Source organism: Roseibium limicola, from assembly GCF_017313085.1.
In the GTDB taxonomy this organism is placed as follows: domain Bacteria; phylum Pseudomonadota; class Alphaproteobacteria; order Rhizobiales; family Stappiaceae; genus Roseibium; species Roseibium limicola.
This window is the reverse complement of sequence record NZ_JAFLNF010000008.1, coordinates 33,269-51,894: the sequence shown is the minus strand read 5'-3', so window position 1 is coordinate 51,894 and position 18,626 is coordinate 33,269. Positions and strand designations below refer to the sequence as shown.

Below are 18,626 nucleotides of genomic sequence, written 5' to 3'. Positions count from 1 at the left end.
AGAAAATGTTTCGTTTTCTTATCGGCCGTCTCGGCCTGTTGATCCCGACCTTCTTCGGGGTCACGCTTGTTGCCTTCAGCTTTATCAGGCTGCTTCCTGGCGACCCGCTTGATCTGCTTGCCGGCGAACGGGGGATCGACCCTGAGCGCAAGGCGCAGCTGATGGCACAGATGGGCTTTGACCAGCCCCTGTGGCACCAGTATTTCGACTATCTGATCGATATCTTCCACGGTGATCTTGGAATTTCCTTCGCTTCGAAGAAGCCGGTCCTGACCGAGTTTCTCACCCTGTTTCCCGCCACGGTGGAGCTGGCGCTTTGTGCGATCATTCTGGCGGTTTGTCTCGGCATTCCGGCGGGTATCTTCGCGGCGGTCAAGCGCGGATCGGTCACCGACCAGGCCATCATGGGCACGGCTCTCGTGGGCTACTCCATGCCGATCTTCTGGTGGGGGCTGCTGCTGATCATCCTGTTCTCGGGCATTCTGCAATGGACGCCGGTCTCGGGTCGGATCGGGATCTTGTACTATTTCCCGCAAGGCACGGGCTTCATGCTGATCGACAGTCTGATGTCGGGACAGAAGGGGGCGTTCACCTCGGCTGTCAGCCATCTGGTGCTGCCATCCATCGTTCTGGCGACCATCCCGCTTGCGGTGATCGCGCGTCAGACCCGGTCGGCCATGCTGGAAGTGCTGGGTGAGGATTATGTGCGGACCGCACGGGCGAAGGGGCTGTCCCCGTTCCGGGTCGTCGGCCTCCATGCCTTGCGCAATGCGCTTATCCCGGTGGTGACGACGATTGGTCTTCAGGTCGGTGTGTTGCTTGCGGGCGCTATCCTGACGGAGACCATCTTCTCCTGGCCAGGCATCGGCAAATGGCTGGTCGACAGCATTTCGCGGCGTGACTACTTCGTGGTTCAGGGCGGTTTGCTGCTGATCGCCGGTATCATCATGCTGGTGAATCTGATCGTGGATCTTCTCTACGGTCTCATCAATCCGCGTATCCGCCACAACTGACGCGGGGAGACAATAAAATGACAAAAACATCTTCGGTCGACACGGCCAAGACGACTGCCGTGGAGAAAGAAAGCCGCAACGCCACCAAGGCGATGCTGGTTGAATTCTGGTACTATTTTTCTCAGAACAAGGGGGCTGTTCTCGGGCTGGCGCTCTTCGTCCTGCTGGTGAGCGTGGCAATCTTTGCCCCTCTGGTGGCTCCGCATCATCCCGACATGCAGTTTCGTGATGCGCTTCTGTCGCCTCCCTTCTGGGAAGCTGGTGGCAGTCTTACCTATCCTCTGGGCACCGATGCGGTTGGCCGGGATATCCTGTCGCGCCTGATTTTCGGGGCGCGATTCTCGCTGTTTATTGGCGTGGTCGTCGTAACCATCGCGCTGGTCGGTGGCATCGTCATCGGTCTGGTGGCTGGCTACGTCGGTGGTGCGGTCGATACGTTCATCATGCGTATCATGGACATCATTCTGTCGTTCCCGTCTCTGCTGCTGGCCCTTGTTCTCGTCGCCATTCTGGGGCCGGGACTGATGAATGCGATGATCGCGATTGCAATCGTGCTGCAGCCGCATTTCGTCCGTCTCACCCGCGCTGCGGTCATGGCGGAGGTTAATCGGGACTATGTGGTCGCCGCACGTGTGGCAGGTGCCGGCCATTTTCGGTTGATGTTCAAGACCATCCTGCCGAACTGCCTGGCACCGCTGATTGTTCAGGCCACCCTGTCTTTCTCGAATGCCATTCTCGATGCGGCCGCCCTTGGCTTTCTCGGCATGGGCGCACAGCCACCGACGCCGGAATGGGGCACCATGCTTGCCGAGGCACGTGAGTTTATCCTCAGTGCGTGGTGGGTCGTGACCTTCCCGGGTGTTGCTATCCTGGTCACGGTGTTGGCGATCAATCTGGTCGGTGATGGTCTTCGTGACGCACTCGACCCGAAGCTGAAGAGGAGCTAAGCCCATGCCGCTTCTTGAAATTCGTAACCTCAAGGTCGAATTCGCCACTGCCAAGGGCCCGTTCAAGGCGCTTGATGGGGTCGACTACACGGTCGAAGGCAGTGAAGTTCTGGCCATCGTTGGCGAGTCCGGCTCGGGCAAATCCGTGGCGATGCTTGCCGTGATGGGGTTGTTGCCTGATACGGCAACGATCACCGCCGACAAGATGGAGTTCGAGGGACGTGATTTGCGCACCCTGTCGACGCAGGAGCGTCGGAAGGTGATCGGCAAGGACATCTCGATGATCTTCCAGGAGCCTGTCGCAAGTCTGAACCCGTGCTTTACAATCGGTTATCAGCTGAATGAAACGCTGAAGACCCACACCAATCTCTCCGGCAAGGGGCGCAAGGCGCGGGTCATCGAACTGATGAAGTCCGTCGGCCTGCCAAAGCCAGAAGAGCGGGTAAATGCTTTTCCGCATCAGATGTCGGGTGGTCAATGTCAGCGCGTGATGATCGCCATGGCAATTGCCTGCTCGCCGAAGCTGCTGATCGCCGACGAGCCGACAACCGCGCTTGACGTGACGATCCAGAAACAGATCCTCGATCTACTGGTTCAGCTGCAACAGGACAGTGGCATGGGGCTGATCATGATTACCCATGACATGGGCGTTGTGGCCGAGACCGCCGATCGGGTGATTGTCCAATACAAAGGCAACAAGATGGAAGAGGCGGATGTTCTCTCCCTGTTTGAAGATCCCAAGCATGCCTATACGCGGGCGCTGCTGTCGGCGCTGCCGGAGAACGCCGATGGCGACCGGCTGCCGACTGTCAGTGACTTTGCATCGGAAGGAGGCTTCTGATGAGCGATATCATCCTGAAAGTGCGTGATCTCTACCGCACCTATGACATCAAGGGCGGGCTGTTCAAAAAGCCGGGCAAGTTCACCGCCGTCAAGGGCGTCAGCTTTGATGTGGAACGCGGTTCGACCCTGGCCATCGTCGGTGAATCCGGCTGCGGCAAGTCAACCCTTGCACGTATGCTGACGATGATCGATGCCCAGTCCGAAGGCGGGATCGAGATTGACGGCTTGCCGATCGATATTGCCAAGACCGGGATTTCGAAAGACATGCGCCAGAAGGTGCAGATTATCTTTCAAAACCCCTATGGCTCGCTCAACCCGCGCCAGAAGATCGGCCATGTGCTCGAAGAACCGCTGCTGCTCAATACGGACATGGGAGCGGCCGAGCGTCGCGAACTGGCTCTGGAAATGCTGCAGAAAGTCGGCTTGCAGCCGGAGCATTACGGGCGCTACCCGCACATGTTCTCCGGTGGCCAGCGCCAGCGCATCGCCATCGCCCGTGCGATCATGCTGAAGCCGAAGCTGCTGGTGCTTGATGAACCGGTGTCGGCGTTGGATCTTTCGGTTCAGGCGCAGATCCTCAATCTTCTGAAGGACCTTCAGGACGAAATGGGCCTGACCTACATCTTCATTTCCCACGATTTGTCGGTGGTGAAGTATCTCGCCGACAAGGTGATGGTGATGTATTTCGGCGAAGTGGTGGAATACGGCACGCGCGACGAAGTCTTCGACGCCCCGCAACATGCCTATACAAAGACGCTGTTTGCGGCGACGCCACGCGCTGATGCGGACAGCATCAAGAAACGTCTGGCGGCCAAAGCAGCAAGCGCTGCCTGAAGCATTGCCGGGTGCAGAGTTTGAACAGGCGGGGCGCTCGGCGCTCCGCCTGTTTTCGTTGCGTCATTTTCCGGGACAAAATCGCCGATACAAGCTAAAGTTACTTGCTTTTGATATGTAGACTTTAAGTATATTCCGCTTTGGGTGTCGAAAGGAGGTTGCTTATGGATATTGATCCCCTGTGGTTTGCGGGAGGGCTGCTGATGTTGCTCGCCGCCCTGACCATTCTTTTCAAACGGGACATCTCCTCCGGCCAGGCTTTGATTTTTGCCTTTGGCGGGGCTTTGATCGCACTTCCACAAGTTGCTGATTTCCAACTTACCGACGGTGGGATCAAGTTCACAACCCGCGAGGAATCAGGGCAGCTGACGGAGGAAGTCGCTTCAGTCACCGATCAGCAGCTTGGCCTTGCTCAGACTGTTGCTTCGCTGACAGAGAAGGTCGAACTCCTCCAGACACAATTGGAGACCGCCCAAGCTGCGCCTGAGGAATTTTCCTGGGACGGGGCAACACGGCCTCCGACACCAGCTCCTTTGGTCATTGCTCCCTCCTTGCCGAACTATGCGACGCTGAAACAGGAAAATCAGGACATTATCGACCGGGCTTCGCGCAGCCTGAAAAATCTGAATACGTTGCAAGATCAGATCGAGAAGGGCTCATAAGCTGCTCAGATTGGATGATGCCGTGAACGGGAGAAACCCAACTGGCAATTCGGCTTGAATAATTCGATAATTCGGTTATTATCGAACTATGGATAAGAATAATGCTCTTGATGCGCTCGCGGCGCTGGGTCAGGAAACCCGTCTGGATGTGTTTCGCCTGCTGGTAAAGGCAGGCCCGGATGGGCTGTCCGCCGGTGCGGTGTCTGAAACCCTCGACGTGCGTCCCAACACGCTCTCGACCCACTTTGGCCTCTTGACCCGTTCCGGAATGATTTCAGCTGAGCGGGATGGGCGTTCGATTGTTTACCGCGCAGATCTTTCCGCGATGCAAAAGCTTGTCACATACCTGCTGCAGGATTGCTGTGGCGGAAACCCGGAGCTCTGTGCGCCGCTGCTCAATGTGCTCAGCTGCGTGCCGCAAAAGGACACAGAGCCGACACCGGCCTAGCCACCTTGCCATTTCCAACTTGGAACACCCTCACATGCGTAACGTCTTGTTCGTCTGCACAGCTAACTCTGCCCGCTCCGTTCTGGCCGAGGGCCTGCTGGGTCACCTCGGCGGTGATCGATTCAAGAGCTTTTCCGCAGGTTCGACGCCACGCGGACAGGTGAACCCGGACGCTCTTGCATGCCTGGAGCGCCAGAAGGTGAGCTCGGAGGGGTTTCGCTCCAAAAGCTGGGAAGAGTTTTCCGGTCCCGATGCGCCGAAAATGGATCTCATCGTCACGGTTTGTGACAATGCGGCCGGGGAAGCGTGTCCAATCTGGCCGGGGCACCCACTGGTGGTGCATTGGGGGATCCCGGACCCTGCAGGCGTTGAGGGCGACGACAGCGTGCGCGCAGCAGCGTTCGATCTGGCTTACACGCAGATGAAAAGGCGCGTCGAGGATCTTCTGGCTCTGCCCGACACAGTTTTCGACGCGGCGGATGCAAAGCTCCAGCTTTCAGCCATCGGGCGCACCGACGCATAGGTTCCGTCCCTCGTTTTCATGCCTCCTTCGGGCGCTTATCGCCCACCATTCTCATTCCAGGAGATCAGACGTGACTTCCTCTGACGTTTCCCCCCTCGGCTTGTTCGAGCGCTATTTGTCGCTCTGGGTTGCCATTTGCATCGCCGCCGGCGTTGGTCTGGGCTTGATGGCACCGGGCGCTTTCCAGGCGATTGCCGCTCTGGAGATTGCCAACGTCAACCTGGTTGTTGCGGTCTTCATCTGGGTGATGATCTTTCCGATGATGGTCAATATCGACTTCTCTTCCCTCAAGGATGTGGGACAGAAGCCGAAGGGCCTGTGCATCACTCTGGTAATCAATTGGCTGGTGAAGCCCTTCACCATGGCGGCGCTGGGGATACTGTTCTTCGAATATATCTTCGCCGGGCTGGTGAGCCCGAGTGATGCCAAGGAATATATAGCGGGGATGATCCTGCTGGGTGTCGCGCCTTGCACGGCGATGGTCTTTGTCTGGAGCCAGCTGGTCCGAGGGGACGCGAATTACACCCTGGTTCAGGTGTCGATCAACGACCTGATCATGGTGTTTGCTTTTGCACCTCTTGCCGCATTGCTGCTTGGGGTGACCGATATCGTGGTGCCTTGGGAGACGCTGTTTTACTCGGTGCTTCTGTATGTGGTCATCCCGCTGGTGGCAGGTTACTTCACGCGAAAGGCTCTGGATGCCAGTGGCGATCCTGAACGGGTGGCTGAGTTCACCGCCAAGATGAAGCCTTATTCGGTCATTGGACTGCTGGCGACGGTCGTTCTGCTGTTCGGTTTTCAGGCTCAGACCATTGTCGATGAGCCGCTGGTGATTGTGCTGATCGCGGTTCCCTTGCTTCTGCAGAGCTACGGGATTTTCGCCATAGCCTATGTCTGGGGCTATTTTTGGCGGGTTCCTTTCACGACGGCTGCTCCTGCGGCCTTGATCGGCACATCAAACTTTTTCGAGCTGGCCGTTGCGGTGGCGATCAGCCTATTTGGCCTGGAATCGGGCGCCGCGTTGGCCACAGTGGTTGGCGTGCTTGTCGAGGTCCCGGTGATGCTGTCGCTGGTTGCTCTGGCGAACCGGACAAGGCACATGTTCGCCTGATCAGGCGAGGCCGCACTGAGCTCTGGAGGCGCAGGCTCCTGCGCCTTTATTGCTGTGATTTCACCGAAACAGTCAGCTTGAAAAACTGACCTCGGCAATCAGTGACACGGCCTGACGGCGCATGTAGCGCATGAGCTCTTCTGCCATTGCGCGGGTTGCCTGTTCATCCCCCTTGCCGATTGCCTGCATCAGGTCCAGATGACAGGCGGCAGCGGCCGTCAGATCGCTCTCGCCCATATAGCGGAACCAGAAACGCCGGCTGAGGGTCTGCAGCGGGGCGACCGCCTTGGCGGCGAAGGGATTGCAGGAGGCACGGCCGATGATCTCGTCGAATGTCTTGTCCATCCGCATGAAGGCCAGCATGTCCTTTGCTGCAGCAGCATCGCGCATGGCGGAGGTGCAGTCGTGCAGGCGATCACGCTCCGTCCGGCTGGCCAGGCGTGCCGCACTGGTTGCCAACAGAACCTCCAGCGGATGCCGTGCATCCATGACACGGGTGTAGTCACCGGGGTTCAACTCGGAAATCACCATTCCAAGTCGCGGGCGGATCGATACCAGACCTTCCCAGGACAGGCGTTGAACGGCTTCCCGGATCGGTGTCCTGCCCATGTTCAGCGTTTGGGACAGGCGTGTTTCTGTCAGCGCTTCGCCGGGCTGGAGCTTCAGGGTGACGATGTCCTCTTCCAGCCGCTTGTAGGCGACCTCGGCGAGGCTGTATTCTTCATTCATTGGCCGACTTGAGCCTCCTTAACATGTTCAAGCATCCGGGCTTGAATGGTACGGGATGCTGTCGCTGAGATAGGAAAGCCAAAAGCGACGCTAGGTCATAGTGCCGCACGGATACTTAAGAAAATATATCTGATATATCAAATATTGACACGACGGGCGCTCGCGGACATCTTAATCTCGAACGCTTCCAGCGTGAGTTTTCGTCGTTTTCCCTTCACTCGCACGGCAATCTAACAGGGACCATGAGCAAGCCATCCGTTACCATTATTGGGGCCGGTATCGTCGGCCTGGCCACAGCCTGTGTTCTGGTTGAACGCGGCTCTTCCGTCACCATCATTGATCGGGAAGGGCCGGCAGCAGGGGCCAGTCAGGGGAACGCCGGTGGTATCGCCTGGACTGATGTTGCTCCACTGGCTTCGCCGGGTAAGTGGAAGGATGCGCTGAAGTGGATGATGGATCCACTTGGACCTTTGACCGTGCGTCCGGCCTATGCCTTGAAAATCATGCCCTGGATGTTGCGGTTCATGGCGGCTTGTTCCAAAGGACAGGTGGCGCGCAGCACAGTTGCGCTGGCAGCGTTGAACGGTGGAGCGCTGCCGTCGTGGGAGCGGGTCTGGCGGCTGACCGGCACGCATAATCAGGTGCGGCGCAACGGCTGCCTGGAGATCTTCGACAATCAGGCCAAGCTTGATCAGTATCGGGCAGGCTGGGCGGAGCAGCGCGACTACGGCATCGAAGTGCAAGAAATGAGTGGCGACGAAATCCGCGACATCGAGCCGGAACTGACGCCGAATATCGTCGGTGGCGGCTACCTGCCCGGCTGGGCGCAGATGGATGATCCGAAGAAGCTCTGTCTTTCTCTGGCTGACTGGCTGGTGGCCCAGGGCGTCACATTCGAGGTGGCGTCTGTGGAGGGCGTGCAAGCCATCGCCGAGGGAGCTGAAATTCGATTTGCGGATGGAAGCAGTCGCTATTGCGAGAAGCTGGTCATCGCCTGTGGTGCCTGGTCAAAGAAGCTGACCGCGCAGCTGGGCGACGCCATTCCACTGGACACGGAGCGTGGATACAACATCACCGTGCCGGATCCGGGTGTGAAGGTTTCCAACTTCATCATGTTGCCCGGTCACGGGTTTGTTCTGTCGCCGCTGGAGATCGGGCTGCGCATTGGTGGAGCGGTGGAATTCGGCGGACTGGATTTGCCGCCGAACTGGAAGCGCATCGATGCGATGATCGCCAAAGCCAAGACGATCTATCCCAAGCTCGATGCCTCGGTCGGCAAGCGCTGGATGGGCTTCCGCCCTTCGTTGCCGGACAGCCTGCCGGTGATCGGCAAGTCCTCGGCCAGCGAACATATTCTCTACGGCTTTGGCCATGCGCATCACGGGCTGACGGAATCCGCCGTGACCGGTGATATGCTGGCCGCGATGATTTACGGCGAGACGCCGGTCGTTGATCCCGAACCGTTCCGAGCAACGCGTTTCTGATACCTGCGGAGGCCTTCATGGCGCGGCATACGTTCTTCTGTATCGACGGTCATACCTGCGGCAATCCGGTGCGGTTGGTGGCGGGCGGTGGTCCGCGTATCGAGGCAACCTCGATGTTCGAGCGGCGACAGAAATTCATCGCCGACTATGACTGGATCCGCACGGGCCTGATGTTCGAGCCGCGTGGTCACGACATGATGTCCGGTTCCATTCTCTATCCGCCTTCATCAGAGGACTATGATGTCGGCGTGCTTTACATCGAGACCTCTGGCTGTCTGCCTATGTGCGGGCACGGCACCATTGGCACAGTGACGATGGCGATCGAGGAAGGCCTGTTGCGACCAAAGACGCCGGGCCTTGCGCGGTTGGAAACGCCCGCCGGCCTCGTCCTGGCGGAGTATCGGATGGAGGGCGAGTATGTCGCCTCGGTCAAGCTGACCAACGTGGCATCCTTCCTTGCCGCTGAGGGGCTTGAGATCGACTGCCCGGTGTTCGGGCGGTTGACGTTTGATGTTGCCTATGGCGGAAATTTTTATGCGATCATCGAGCCGCAGGAGAACTTTCCCGGCGTTGGGGGCATCCCGGTCGACATGCTGGTGCAAGCCAGCCCTGGGCTGCGGGTTTTGATGAATGACGCCTATGAGATGGTGCATCCGGAGAATCCGGGCATCAAGGGGATCACCCATTTGCAATGGACTGGCCCAGCGGCTGATCCGACTGCGGATGCGCGTAACGCGGTTTTTTATGGCGACAAGGCCATCGACCGCAGTCCCTGCGGCACCGGGACATCGGCCCGTATGGCGCAGCTGCACGGCAAGGGCAAACTCAAGGTCGGTGAGAGCTTTGTGCATGAAAGCGTCATCGGATCTCTCTTTACCGGAGGGGTGAAGGAGGAGGTGCTTGTCGGCCACAAGCGCGGCATCATCCCGACCATCGAAGGCTGGGCAGTGAAGACGGGCACCAGCACGATCTCGCTGGATGAACGCGACCCCTACATGGCGGGATTTTCCGTCACCGGCTCGGGCGTCAAGCACTACCCGCGGCCCTAGAGTCTGCTACTGGTTAAAATAACCTGTTCATCCTGCGTTCAGCCGGGATACCTTAGTGACCTAACGGTAATTTGTTGAGCGTCACATCCTGTCTGATTTGGGTGTGTTCGGTTTTTTGAACGAGGCTTTCATGCGCAATTTTTCAGGACTTCTGATTTTCGGCCTTTTGGCTTTTTCCACTTCCGTCCAGGCATCGCCGGATGTCGACTTTCCGCAAAACGGTCAATCCTATGGCGGCAAGGTTCGCAGCGGGCCAGGTCTTCAATACCGGCAGGTTGGAAGCCTGGGCGAGGGCAATCAGATTCTCATCCTCAACGGAACGGGCGTGTTGATGGATGGCTACGAGTGGTTTCAGATCCGCTATGGCCGAGGGCGGACGGGTTATCAGTGGGGGGGTATCTTCTGCTCGCAGACTGAGTATCCGGGTATCCTGACGACGTGTGCGCGTGGCCTGAACAACATCTTGCCGCCAGTGCAGCAGGGAGCACGGCAACCGGCTTCGGGCGGGCAGAACACCTCGGTCCAGCAGGTCACTCCAGCCTTCAATGGTCTGGGCAATGGGGTGAATGGTCTGACGGTTGATCAGGTCTTCCACTCCAGGGGCAGTTTCTCCAATGCTGGCGGCGGGCAGTGGGAAGAGCTAAATGAGCAAGGCCGAGTATCGTTCCGGTTTGAAGAACGCGGTCGCAGTGATACGGCGGTTTACCTGTTTGATGCCTCGCGCAATGTCGGTCTGCAACTGAATCTGCAAAGCAGACAGGTGCTATATGGCCAGGGCAATGATCCCATGCAGCCGCTTTACACCATTACCAACGCCATCGCGGATGTTGCTGCGGGCGGGTCAGCTCCGGTGGCGTCGCCGGCTGCGCGCACAGTTCATTACACATGTCCTGAGGGGTTGCCGCTGGCGGTTACATTTTCAGACATCGGTGGTGCCAACGAGCATGTCACCTTCAACATGGATACTTTCGAAGGCAACCGACTGGCGCGGGTTCGGTCCGGATCAGGCGCGCTATATACCGATGGCGTCTTCTCTATTCACACGAAGGGCAACGAAGCGGTGTTTCAGGGGCCGTCGGGAAGCGACCGGTGCTTTGAGCGCTAGGCCTCGGGAGCCGTTGTCTCTTTAGCGTGTGCTGACGATGTGCAGGTTCAGGTGAGTTCGCTGTGCGGATCCTCTGCATTCAAAGAAAAAAGGCGACGGGTTGCCCCGTCGCCTGATCTAAAAAATCTTAAAAAATATAATTCCCTAAGAGGGAACTAACATTGCCAGAAGTATCACGTTGCGTCATTTTGTGGACCTAGCAGAATTGATAGGTCACTGGGAGGCGATAACTGGTGTTTGACTTGGGTGGGGCAATCGAAGGCATTCTTGGTGCTCAAACTGCCGCTGAGGCATTTGAAAGTTTCTGTCTAGATACACGCCGTCTTGGCTATAATCACGCTTGTCTCACTCTGATCACGGAGCACCCGTCCGTCGGGTTGACCCAGTTTCACGGATTTGCGACGGACTACCCCGAAGACTGGATGAAATACTATATGGCTGAGGGCTATTTCGCCGTCGATCCGGTCATCCATAGTTGCCTGTCAGGCCGCTTACCGTTTTTCTGGGATGATGCTGTGGCAAAGCAGAAGCGAGATGCCGGTCTGAGTGAGGCGTTGCTGAACACGTCGCGGCAGTTGATGCATCAAGCAGCAGATGCCGGACTTGCCAGCGGTATCGGGATTCCACTGGTCAGCCGGGCAGGAGAAGTGGCCGCGGTGGGGGTATCTCGTGAAATGAAAAGCGAGGCGTCATCCTTTCAGGAGCTGGCTGAGGTCAACCTGATGGCAGGCGCGTTCTACGAGCGGTTCATGAGCTTTTACTCTGCAGAAAATGCAGTCAGCTACACCCCTCGCGAAGTCGATGTGCTGTCCTGGTCGGCAGAGGGCAAGACTGATCAGGACATTGCGACTATCCTGGGAATTTCCACGGCAACCGTCCGGTACCACTGGGCGAACATCTTCACGAAAATGAATGTTGCCAATAAGATTCAGGCAACTTGTCAGGCGGTTCGGCTTGGCGTGATCGCGGTGCAGAGGTTCAAGGCCTAGGCGGTGCCACATGGCCGCGGGGCCAGCTTCGGTCCGACTAAGTGCACTGCGCCTCTTGAAACTTGAGTTTTATTATCATATTTGATCTAGGCGCTGATCTTTCATCAAAGATGCCGTCAGCGCTTACGTCAACCAACGCGCGGATCTCGAGAACTTGCTCTCGGTCTGTGTGCTTGCGCACCCTGTGTTGCACGATTGAAGTGACGCAGGGCGCAAGACAAGGACATCTGATGACGGTCGAAACCCTTCAAGACGACACTTCCTCGCTCCCCTTTGCCGAAAGGCTGAATATTCCACTGAAACGCCGGTCCCTGACGGTTGTTGCAAGTGTCAGACTGACCCCGCACATGCAGCGCGTCACCTTGACGGGGGAAGATCTTGCTGATTTTCAGAGCCCCGGTTTTGATGACAACGTGAAGCTGCTGCTTTCCGCCGACGATGAAGACCCGATACGCCGGAGCTACACGCCGCGGAGTTTCGACGTGGCAACTCGCGAACTGGTCCTCGATTTTGCATTGCATGATGCAGGCCCTGCAACGCAATGGGCGCTGAGTGCCGAAGTCGGGAGTTCCCTGGTGGTCGGTGGGCCGCGCGGCTCCCGGGTGGTGCGTGGCAATTTCATCAACTGGTTGCTGATTGGTGACGAGACGGCGCTGCCTGCCATCGGACGGAAGGTCGAGGAAGCAGGAGAGGCGGACCGGATCACCGTGATTGCGGGTATTCCGACGCCGGAAGACCAGCAAGCGTTTGAGACGCCGGCAGACGTGACTTGCCACTGGCTCTGTCGCACGGAAGAGCATGCAGCTGACCCGGCGCCTTTTCTTGCGGCGGTGAAGGCTCTGGATATTGCGCCTGAGACCTTCATCTGGATTGCTGCGGAGGCGCAGGTGGCGCAAACGCTCAAGTCCTATGTGCTTGACGATCTGGGGGTGAACCCGGCCTGGATCAAATCTTCCGGCTATTGGACCAAGGGGCATGCTGGAAAATAGCCGTTGCTCCGACTGAAGCTTCTGGATGGTTGCGGGGGCTGTGCTTTGCCGGCGGTCGCTCGGCTGGCCATCGTCGACAAAACCAGCTATGTCGTTTCTCAGGATGAAGAGAACGAAACGGGAATCGCTGCATGGCTTGGTCGCCGGAACAGGACAGGGCACTTGAGGAGGTCTCCGCGTGGTTCAAGCGGGGAGACAAGCAGGTCTTCCGGTTGTTCGGATATGCCGGAACCGGAAAGACGACCCTGGCGCGGCATCTGGCCGAGGGCATTGATGGCGACGTCTGCTTCGGCGCCTTCACTGGCAAGGCGGCTCACGTCTTGCGCCAGAAGGGCTGCGTGAATGCCGGCACGATCCACTCCCTCATCTATCGCCCACGCTCTTCCAAGGAGGAAGAGGAGACCGACGATGACGCGGACGATGGTGGTCCGCAGTTTGCGATCAAGCGCGACAGTGATGCAGCGACTGCCAAGCTGATCGTCATCGATGAGTGCTCCATGGTGGATGAGGACCTGGGACGGGATCTCCTGTCGTTCGGCACGCCGGTGCTGGTGCTGGGTGACCCGGCGCAGCTGCCGCCGGTCAAGGGCGGCGGTTTTTTCACCGAAGCCGAGCCGGATGTGATGCTGACGGAAGTTCACCGCCAGGCACAGGATAATCCGATCGTGCGGATGTCGATGGACATTCGAGGCGGCGGAACGTTGCAGTTCGGAGATTACGGCGAGAGCAGAGTGATCCGCCGCAACCAGATCGACAAGGAACAGATCCTCGCTGCCGATCAGGTGCTGGTCGGGACCAACCGCACGCGGCGGCTTTATAATGGTCGAATTCGCGAGCTGAAGGATTTTGGCACACCGATGCCTGCGGTGGGAGACAAGCTGGTCTGTCTGCGCAACGACAAGACCAAGGGACTGCTTAATGGTGGCCTCTGGTCGGTCAAGCGTCTGCGTCAGCCGCGTGGCAACACCCTGCGGTTCGATGTGGTGCCGGAGGAGGACCTCGCCTCCAAGACCCTCGTGAAGGTGAATGTTCTGCCAGCGATGTTCGAGGATGGCGCGGAACAGATCCCCTATGCGATTCGGCGCAAAGCGGATGAATTCGACTACGGTTATGCTTTGACGGTTCACAAGGCTCAGGGCTCGCAGTGGAATGACATCGTCCTGTTCGACGAAAGCTATGCGTTTCGTGAACATAAGGAGCGGTGGCTATATACAGCCGTGACGCGCGCTGCTGAACGCATTACCGTGGTCCGTTGAGGCCTGCAGTGATCTGACGTGGGGTATCCTCCGTATTTCAAGCGATGGCCTTTCGGTCGCTCGGGGTGGGGCGAACGATTTGGCGGACGACAGCGGGAGGACTTCCTTGTCCCAAACCATGGACCTTGTTGATCTAAGTGACCTTCTGGGCCTGGTGGCGGGCCAGGACAAACGTGCCTTCAAGTCGCTTTATTCGGCGACCAGCGCGAAACTTTTCGGCATAACCTTGCGTATCTTGAAAGACAGAGATCTTGCGAGCGAAGCCTTGCAGGAAACCTACATCAAGGTTTGGCAAAACGCGTCCCGTTATGACGAGGGGAAGAGCCGGCCCATCACGTGGCTGGTGGCCCTTGCTCGCAATACGGCGATCGATTCACTGCGTCGCCGTGAGCCTGCCCGTATGGGTGGTGACAATGACGAGGACGCGCTGGAGCGTGTCGCCGATCCGCAATTTGGTCGGGTTGATCCTGCCCATCGCCAAACCCTGAAAGGCTGTCTGGAAGAGCTGGACGAGGTGCAACGACGGTGTGTTATCCTCGCCTATTGTGAAGGGTACTCACGGGCCGAACTCGGGAAAGCCACTGGCAAACCGGAAGCGACCGTGAAAACATGGCTAAGGCGCGGACTTCTTCGTCTTAAAAGCTGCATGGACCGGGAATGACAGACACGTTTACCCCTGATGAAGAGCGCCAGACCCTTGCCGGGGAACTTGTGCTTGGAACATTGGACGCATTGGAGCGGCAGCGAGCGGATAGGCTCCTGGAATCCGATCCGCGTTTTGCCGCCGAGGTTGAATCCTGGCGCGGCCGTCTTTCCCCTCTCGATGAAGCCGTGGCCCCCGTGACCGTTCCCGATAATGTGTGGATCCGGATCGAAGCCGGCATCAAGGGCCTGGAAGCCCAGGCTGAAGCGCTTGGGGCGCAAGCTGAACCCGGGCAGGTCCTGCTGTTCGATCAGATGCGACGACGTGTGGCCTTCTGGCGCCGCAGTGCCTTGGCAGGAGGGGCGATTGCCGCTTGCCTTGCGGCTCTTGTCGTCAGCTCGCCGCCAACGTTCCTTCTGCAGCCACTCGGGCTGACGCCGGAGGTTGTCCGTGGTCAACAATTTGTTGCAGTGGTAAACCGCGATGGCATTCTGCCGGCGCTGCTGGTGCAGGTTGATGCTGCGGCTGGAACCATCGAAGTGCGGTCTGTCTCCGCAGAGCGCCCGACCGACAAGAGCCTTGAGGTCTGGTATCTGGAAGATGATCAGCCTGTACCGGTGTCGCTCGGGCTTGTCGATGCCACGGCAGATGTTACACGCCTGGCGTCTTCGCGTCAGGATGTCCTGAAAGGCCGCAATCCCCTGATCGCTGTTACTCTGGAGCCGCTCGGCGGGTCGCCAGTGGAGGGACCGACAGGGCCTATTGTCTATTCGGGCAAGCTGATCCCGGTCGAGTGAAGGTCATCCATCTGAAAATGATCTGAAGCAGGGTTTCCCGGCGCGAGCCGAGCGTGGCTGGGTGCGACCAAGTCGCTGAGACTTAAAGAAAGAGGAGCTGTCTCGGCCGTTCAACAGATGGGGAGGCTGGGACCGAGACAGCCCAAGGGCCCTGCTTTGGATAAAGCCGGGCCCTCGGTTCTTTCGGAAGGGTAAGTCGATGGGGAGCCCTCCCTTGTTATCTTCAGGATGCGGGAAGCAGAACTGAATCGATCACGTGGATGACGCCGTTGGACTGGTCCACATCGGCGATGGTCACGTGGGCCTTGTTGCCCTGGCCGTCTTCAATCACGATTGTACCGTCGTCCATGGTGCTGGCGGTGAAGACACAGCCACCGACGGTCTTGACCGGATGTGCGCCCTTGTCATCTGCAACCATCTTCTTGATCGCATCGGACATGGCGTCGGCTGCAACCACATGGCAGGTGAGAATCTTGGTGAGCTGATCCTTGTTCTCCGGCTTCAGTAGTGTTTCGACAGTCCCGGCAGGAAGCTTCTCAAACGCTGCGTTGGTTGGCGCGAAAACGGTGAAGGGGCCTTCGCCGGACAGTGTCTCGACCAGGCCAGCGGCCTTGACGGCTGCGACCAACGTGGTGTGGTCGGCGGAATTGACTGCGTTTTCGATGATGTTCTTGGAAGGATACATGGGCGCGCCACCCACTTCCTTGGTCATTTCGGCATGGGCTGCCACACCGGCCAGTCCGAGAACGGAAGCTGCGACGGTGGTGCGGATAAAGGATTTCATAGAAATGTTCATGTTTAACTCCTCCTTGAAAAGCCACGCGATTGAAATTGACTTCAATCAGTGGCTGTCAGAGTGGAGTTACGAGGCCTTGCAGCGGAAAGTTTCAGCGCGAGTCATTTTTTATCGATCTGGCGAAAATAACTTTTTCGAGTGCCTGCAATTCTGGATAGGCGGTTTTGAATCTACGTTACGTCAGAATAACTTGCGAACCTTGGTGATGGCTAGAAATATCAAGTTTCGGAAAATCTACCTACCTCGGAAACTAGGCGTTAAGTCATGCTCGTATAAGCAGGAATTATAAGAGACCTGACTTCGATTGGCTAAGCTTCAAAAATGCTCAATAGGCTGCGCGTCAAAACCAAGATTCATTTGCCGATAGTCATCGTTGCAATGTTTGCATTGGCGGTTGGCTCTTACAGTCTTTACGCGTTGAACAGCAATCTTCTGCTCGGTCATGTTTCCAAGGTTCAGGCGCTCGTCGAAAGCGCTGTGTCGATCGCCGCAGAAAATCACAAGCTGGCCGAAACAGGCGTCCTCACGCAAGCCGAGGCACAGACACGGGCGCGTAATGCAATTCGTGCCATGGTCTTCGATGATGGTTCGCGGGTTTTTGCTTTCGACCGGGACGGCGTCCGGGTCGTGAGCAACAAACTTTACGACGAGGGGACGAAGGCCACATCGCGCCAGACGGTCTCGATGATCGATCATGCGCTGGCAGGTGGCGGTATCACCTATTACAACGGCGCGCGGGTTCTACGTGGCGTTGAAACCCATTCGGTTCCCAAGGCGGCATGGTCGCAGTTTTTCGAGCCGTGGGGCTGGGTCATCGCCTCTGCGGTCTATCTGGATGATGTGAACCGGGCGTTCTGGTTCAATCTGGTTGAGCTTGTCGCCTTTCTCGGCGTGTGCGGTGTTATCGTCATGGTGCTGGCCAATGCCATCATCCGTAATCTGACAGAGCCGCTCTCGGACCTGACCGCCAGTATGCGGGAGCTGGCTACGGGCAACACCCGGATCCGCATCTCGGGAACTGGGCGTGGCGATGAAATCGGTGAAATGGCGGGCGCCATGGTGACCTTTCTCGATCACGAAAAGCAGCGCCATGCCTTGCAGGCGCAGTTGCGCGACCTTGCCTATACCGACAGTCTGACCGGGCTGGCCAATCGGGTGAAATTCTACGATCTGCTGAGCGAGAGCATCGATCAGGCGGTTCAAAGCGGCAACAAATGCGCCTTGATGATTTTGGATCTCGATCGCTTCAAGGCGGTCAATGACAATCTGGGCCATTTGGCCGGTGACCGGATTCTGGTCGAGTTTTCCCGGCGGCTGGAAAAGGTCATCGGTGACCGCGGTTCCATTGGCCGTCAGAGTGGGGATGAGTTTTTCGTCATTCTCAACGACATTTCCGACGTAAGCGAGGCGGCAGAGGTGGCGCGCGCGATCCTGGTGGAATCGCTGGTGCCGATTGATCTGGATGGACGCCCGACGCCGATTGCAGCAAGCATCGGGATCGCCTTCGGACCGGATGACAGTGAGACGCAGTCAACGCTCTACCGATTTGCCGACATGGCTCTCTATGAAGCGAAACTCGCGGGTGGCGGGTGCATTCGGCATTACTCTCAAGAGATGAGTGAAAAGGCCGAAAAGCGCTTCGAGATGGAAGCGCTGATCAAGGAAGGACTGCTGGCGGACGAGTTCATTGCGCATTTTCAAGCCAAGGTCGACTTGAAAACAGGCCGCGTCGCCGGCGCGGAAGCGCTGTGTCGCTGGCACTCCAGCAAGGGCACTATCGGCCCGGTGGACTTCATTCCGGTGGCCGAAGAGACGGGCCTGATCGTCGAGATCGGAAGCCGCATGCTGTTGCAGGCCTGTACGTTGGCTGCCAAGTGCAACAACCGCAGCGTGACACCTTTCGTGGTCGCCGTGAATGTTTCGCCGAAGCAGCTGCACGACACAAGGTTTCTGGCGACGCTGGACCGGTGTTTGTCCGCCAGCAATTGTCACCCGTCGTGGATCGAACTGGAAATTACCGAAAGCCTGTTGTTGAGTGATTTGACGGAAACAGTGCAGCTGCTGGAGATGATTGCCGGTCGTGGGGTTTTGATCACCATCGATGATTTCGGCACCGGCTATTCTGCCATGAGCTATCTGTCCCGTTTTCCAATCAAGTGTCTGAAGATCGATCAGTCGTTCGTGCGGGACATGATCCCCGACCGGCAGAAGGAAATCCTCGTGACCGCAATCCTTGCCATGGCACGCGGACTGGGCCTGAAGACGGTTGCCGAAGGAGTTGAGACGGATGACGTAGCGCGGCGTCTGAGCGCTTTGAATTGCGACTACGGCCAGGGGTATTTCTGGCACCGACCTGCCCCTGCGCAGGAATTCATGGAAAAATTGAAATCCGATATGGCAGCCTGATC

Annotated in this window: 19 protein-coding genes; 17 read left to right on the top strand and 2 right to left on the bottom strand. The window is 57.8% G+C overall.

Annotated features, from left to right (window positions below; translation table 11 throughout):
- Positions 1-5 precede the first annotated feature (5 nt).
- The 8 genes from J0X15_RS16700 (at position 6) to arsB (ending at position 6,381) form a co-directional block, all read left to right on the top strand.
- Positions 6-1,013: an ABC transporter permease subunit gene (locus tag J0X15_RS16700; RefSeq protein WP_206943170.1), complete on the top strand. Its 1,008-nt coding sequence runs from the start codon at positions 6-8 to the stop codon at positions 1,011-1,013.
- A gap of 92 nt (positions 1,014-1,105) precedes the next feature.
- A complete protein-coding gene (locus tag J0X15_RS16695; RefSeq protein ID WP_231710477.1) occupies positions 1,106-1,960 on the top strand; it encodes an ABC transporter permease subunit in 855 nt (284 codons plus the stop codon).
- Between the two features lie 4 nt (positions 1,961-1,964).
- Positions 1,965-2,801 (top strand): ABC transporter ATP-binding protein, encoded by an 837-nt coding sequence (locus tag J0X15_RS16690; RefSeq protein WP_206943166.1) that lies wholly within the window; start codon positions 1,965-1,967, stop codon positions 2,799-2,801.
- Positions 2,801-3,637: a dipeptide ABC transporter ATP-binding protein gene (locus J0X15_RS16685; protein ID WP_206943164.1), complete on the top strand. Its 837-nt coding sequence runs from the start codon at positions 2,801-2,803 to the stop codon at positions 3,635-3,637. Before J0X15_RS16690 ends, J0X15_RS16685 begins: the two co-directional genes overlap by 1 nt.
- 164 nt (positions 3,638-3,801) lie before the next feature.
- Positions 3,802-4,299, top strand: a complete 498-nt coding sequence (locus J0X15_RS16680) for a hypothetical protein (RefSeq protein WP_206943161.1) — start codon at positions 3,802-3,804, stop codon at positions 4,297-4,299.
- A gap of 88 nt (positions 4,300-4,387) precedes the next feature.
- Positions 4,388-4,747, top strand: a complete 360-nt coding sequence (locus J0X15_RS16675; protein ID WP_206943159.1) for an ArsR/SmtB family transcription factor — start codon at positions 4,388-4,390, stop codon at positions 4,745-4,747.
- Between the two features lie 34 nt (positions 4,748-4,781).
- Positions 4,782-5,270, top strand: coding sequence for an arsenate reductase ArsC (locus tag J0X15_RS16670; RefSeq protein WP_206943157.1), 489 nt, complete (start codon positions 4,782-4,784; stop codon positions 5,268-5,270).
- 70 nt (positions 5,271-5,340) lie between these two features.
- A complete protein-coding gene (arsB, locus tag J0X15_RS16665) occupies positions 5,341-6,381 on the top strand; it encodes an ACR3 family arsenite efflux transporter (RefSeq protein ID WP_331461937.1) in 1,041 nt (346 codons plus the stop codon).
- A gap of 72 nt (positions 6,382-6,453) precedes the next feature.
- Here arsB and J0X15_RS16660 read toward each other — a convergent pair whose 3' ends face one another.
- Positions 6,454-7,110 carry a GntR family transcriptional regulator gene (locus J0X15_RS16660; RefSeq protein ID WP_206943153.1) on the bottom strand — a complete coding sequence of 219 codons (657 nt, stop codon included), beginning with the start codon at positions 7,108-7,110 and terminating at the stop codon, positions 6,454-6,456.
- 242 nt (positions 7,111-7,352) lie between these two features.
- On the opposite strand from J0X15_RS16660, the gene J0X15_RS16655 reads away from it, so the two are divergent.
- The 8 genes from J0X15_RS16655 to J0X15_RS16620 all read left to right on the top strand — a co-directional run bounded on the left by J0X15_RS16655 (position 7,353) and on the right by J0X15_RS16620 (position 15,422).
- A complete protein-coding gene (locus J0X15_RS16655) occupies positions 7,353-8,594 on the top strand; it encodes an NAD(P)/FAD-dependent oxidoreductase (protein WP_206943151.1) in 1,242 nt (413 codons plus the stop codon).
- Between the two features lie 17 nt (positions 8,595-8,611).
- The gene (locus tag J0X15_RS16650) at positions 8,612-9,643 is read left to right on the top strand and encodes a 4-hydroxyproline epimerase (RefSeq protein WP_206943149.1); all 1,032 of its coding nucleotides are present in this window, start codon (positions 8,612-8,614) and stop codon (positions 9,641-9,643) included.
- Between the two features lie 130 nt (positions 9,644-9,773).
- Positions 9,774-10,748: an MliC family protein gene (locus J0X15_RS16645; RefSeq protein WP_206943147.1), complete on the top strand. Its 975-nt coding sequence runs from the start codon at positions 9,774-9,776 to the stop codon at positions 10,746-10,748.
- A gap of 233 nt (positions 10,749-10,981) precedes the next feature.
- Positions 10,982-11,737, top strand: a complete 756-nt coding sequence (locus J0X15_RS16640) for an autoinducer binding domain-containing protein (RefSeq protein WP_206943137.1) — start codon at positions 10,982-10,984, stop codon at positions 11,735-11,737.
- A gap of 230 nt (positions 11,738-11,967) precedes the next feature.
- A complete protein-coding gene (locus tag J0X15_RS16635; RefSeq protein ID WP_206943135.1) occupies positions 11,968-12,726 on the top strand; it encodes a siderophore-interacting protein in 759 nt (252 codons plus the stop codon).
- Between the two features lie 131 nt (positions 12,727-12,857).
- Complete coding sequence (locus tag J0X15_RS16630) at positions 12,858-13,982, top strand: ATP-dependent DNA helicase (protein ID WP_206943133.1); 1,125 nt, start codon at positions 12,858-12,860, stop codon at positions 13,980-13,982.
- Between the two features lie 106 nt (positions 13,983-14,088).
- Complete coding sequence (locus tag J0X15_RS16625; protein ID WP_206943131.1) at positions 14,089-14,643, top strand: sigma-70 family RNA polymerase sigma factor; 555 nt, start codon at positions 14,089-14,091, stop codon at positions 14,641-14,643.
- Entirely contained in the window at positions 14,640-15,422 is a 783-nt protein-coding gene (locus J0X15_RS16620) for an anti-sigma factor (RefSeq protein WP_206943129.1), read from the top strand. The genes J0X15_RS16625 and J0X15_RS16620 overlap by 4 nt, the downstream gene beginning before the upstream one ends.
- 223 nt (positions 15,423-15,645) lie before the next feature.
- On the opposite strand, the gene J0X15_RS16615 is transcribed toward J0X15_RS16620, so the two are convergent.
- Positions 15,646-16,218: a fasciclin domain-containing protein gene (locus J0X15_RS16615; protein WP_231710468.1), complete on the bottom strand. Its 573-nt coding sequence runs from the start codon at positions 16,216-16,218 to the stop codon at positions 15,646-15,648.
- A 321-nt stretch (positions 16,219-16,539) separates the two neighbouring features.
- Between J0X15_RS16615 and J0X15_RS16610 the strand changes: the two genes are divergently transcribed.
- Entirely contained in the window at positions 16,540-18,624 is a 2,085-nt protein-coding gene (locus tag J0X15_RS16610) for a putative bifunctional diguanylate cyclase/phosphodiesterase (RefSeq protein ID WP_206943127.1), read from the top strand.
- Positions 18,625-18,626 lie beyond the last annotated feature (2 nt).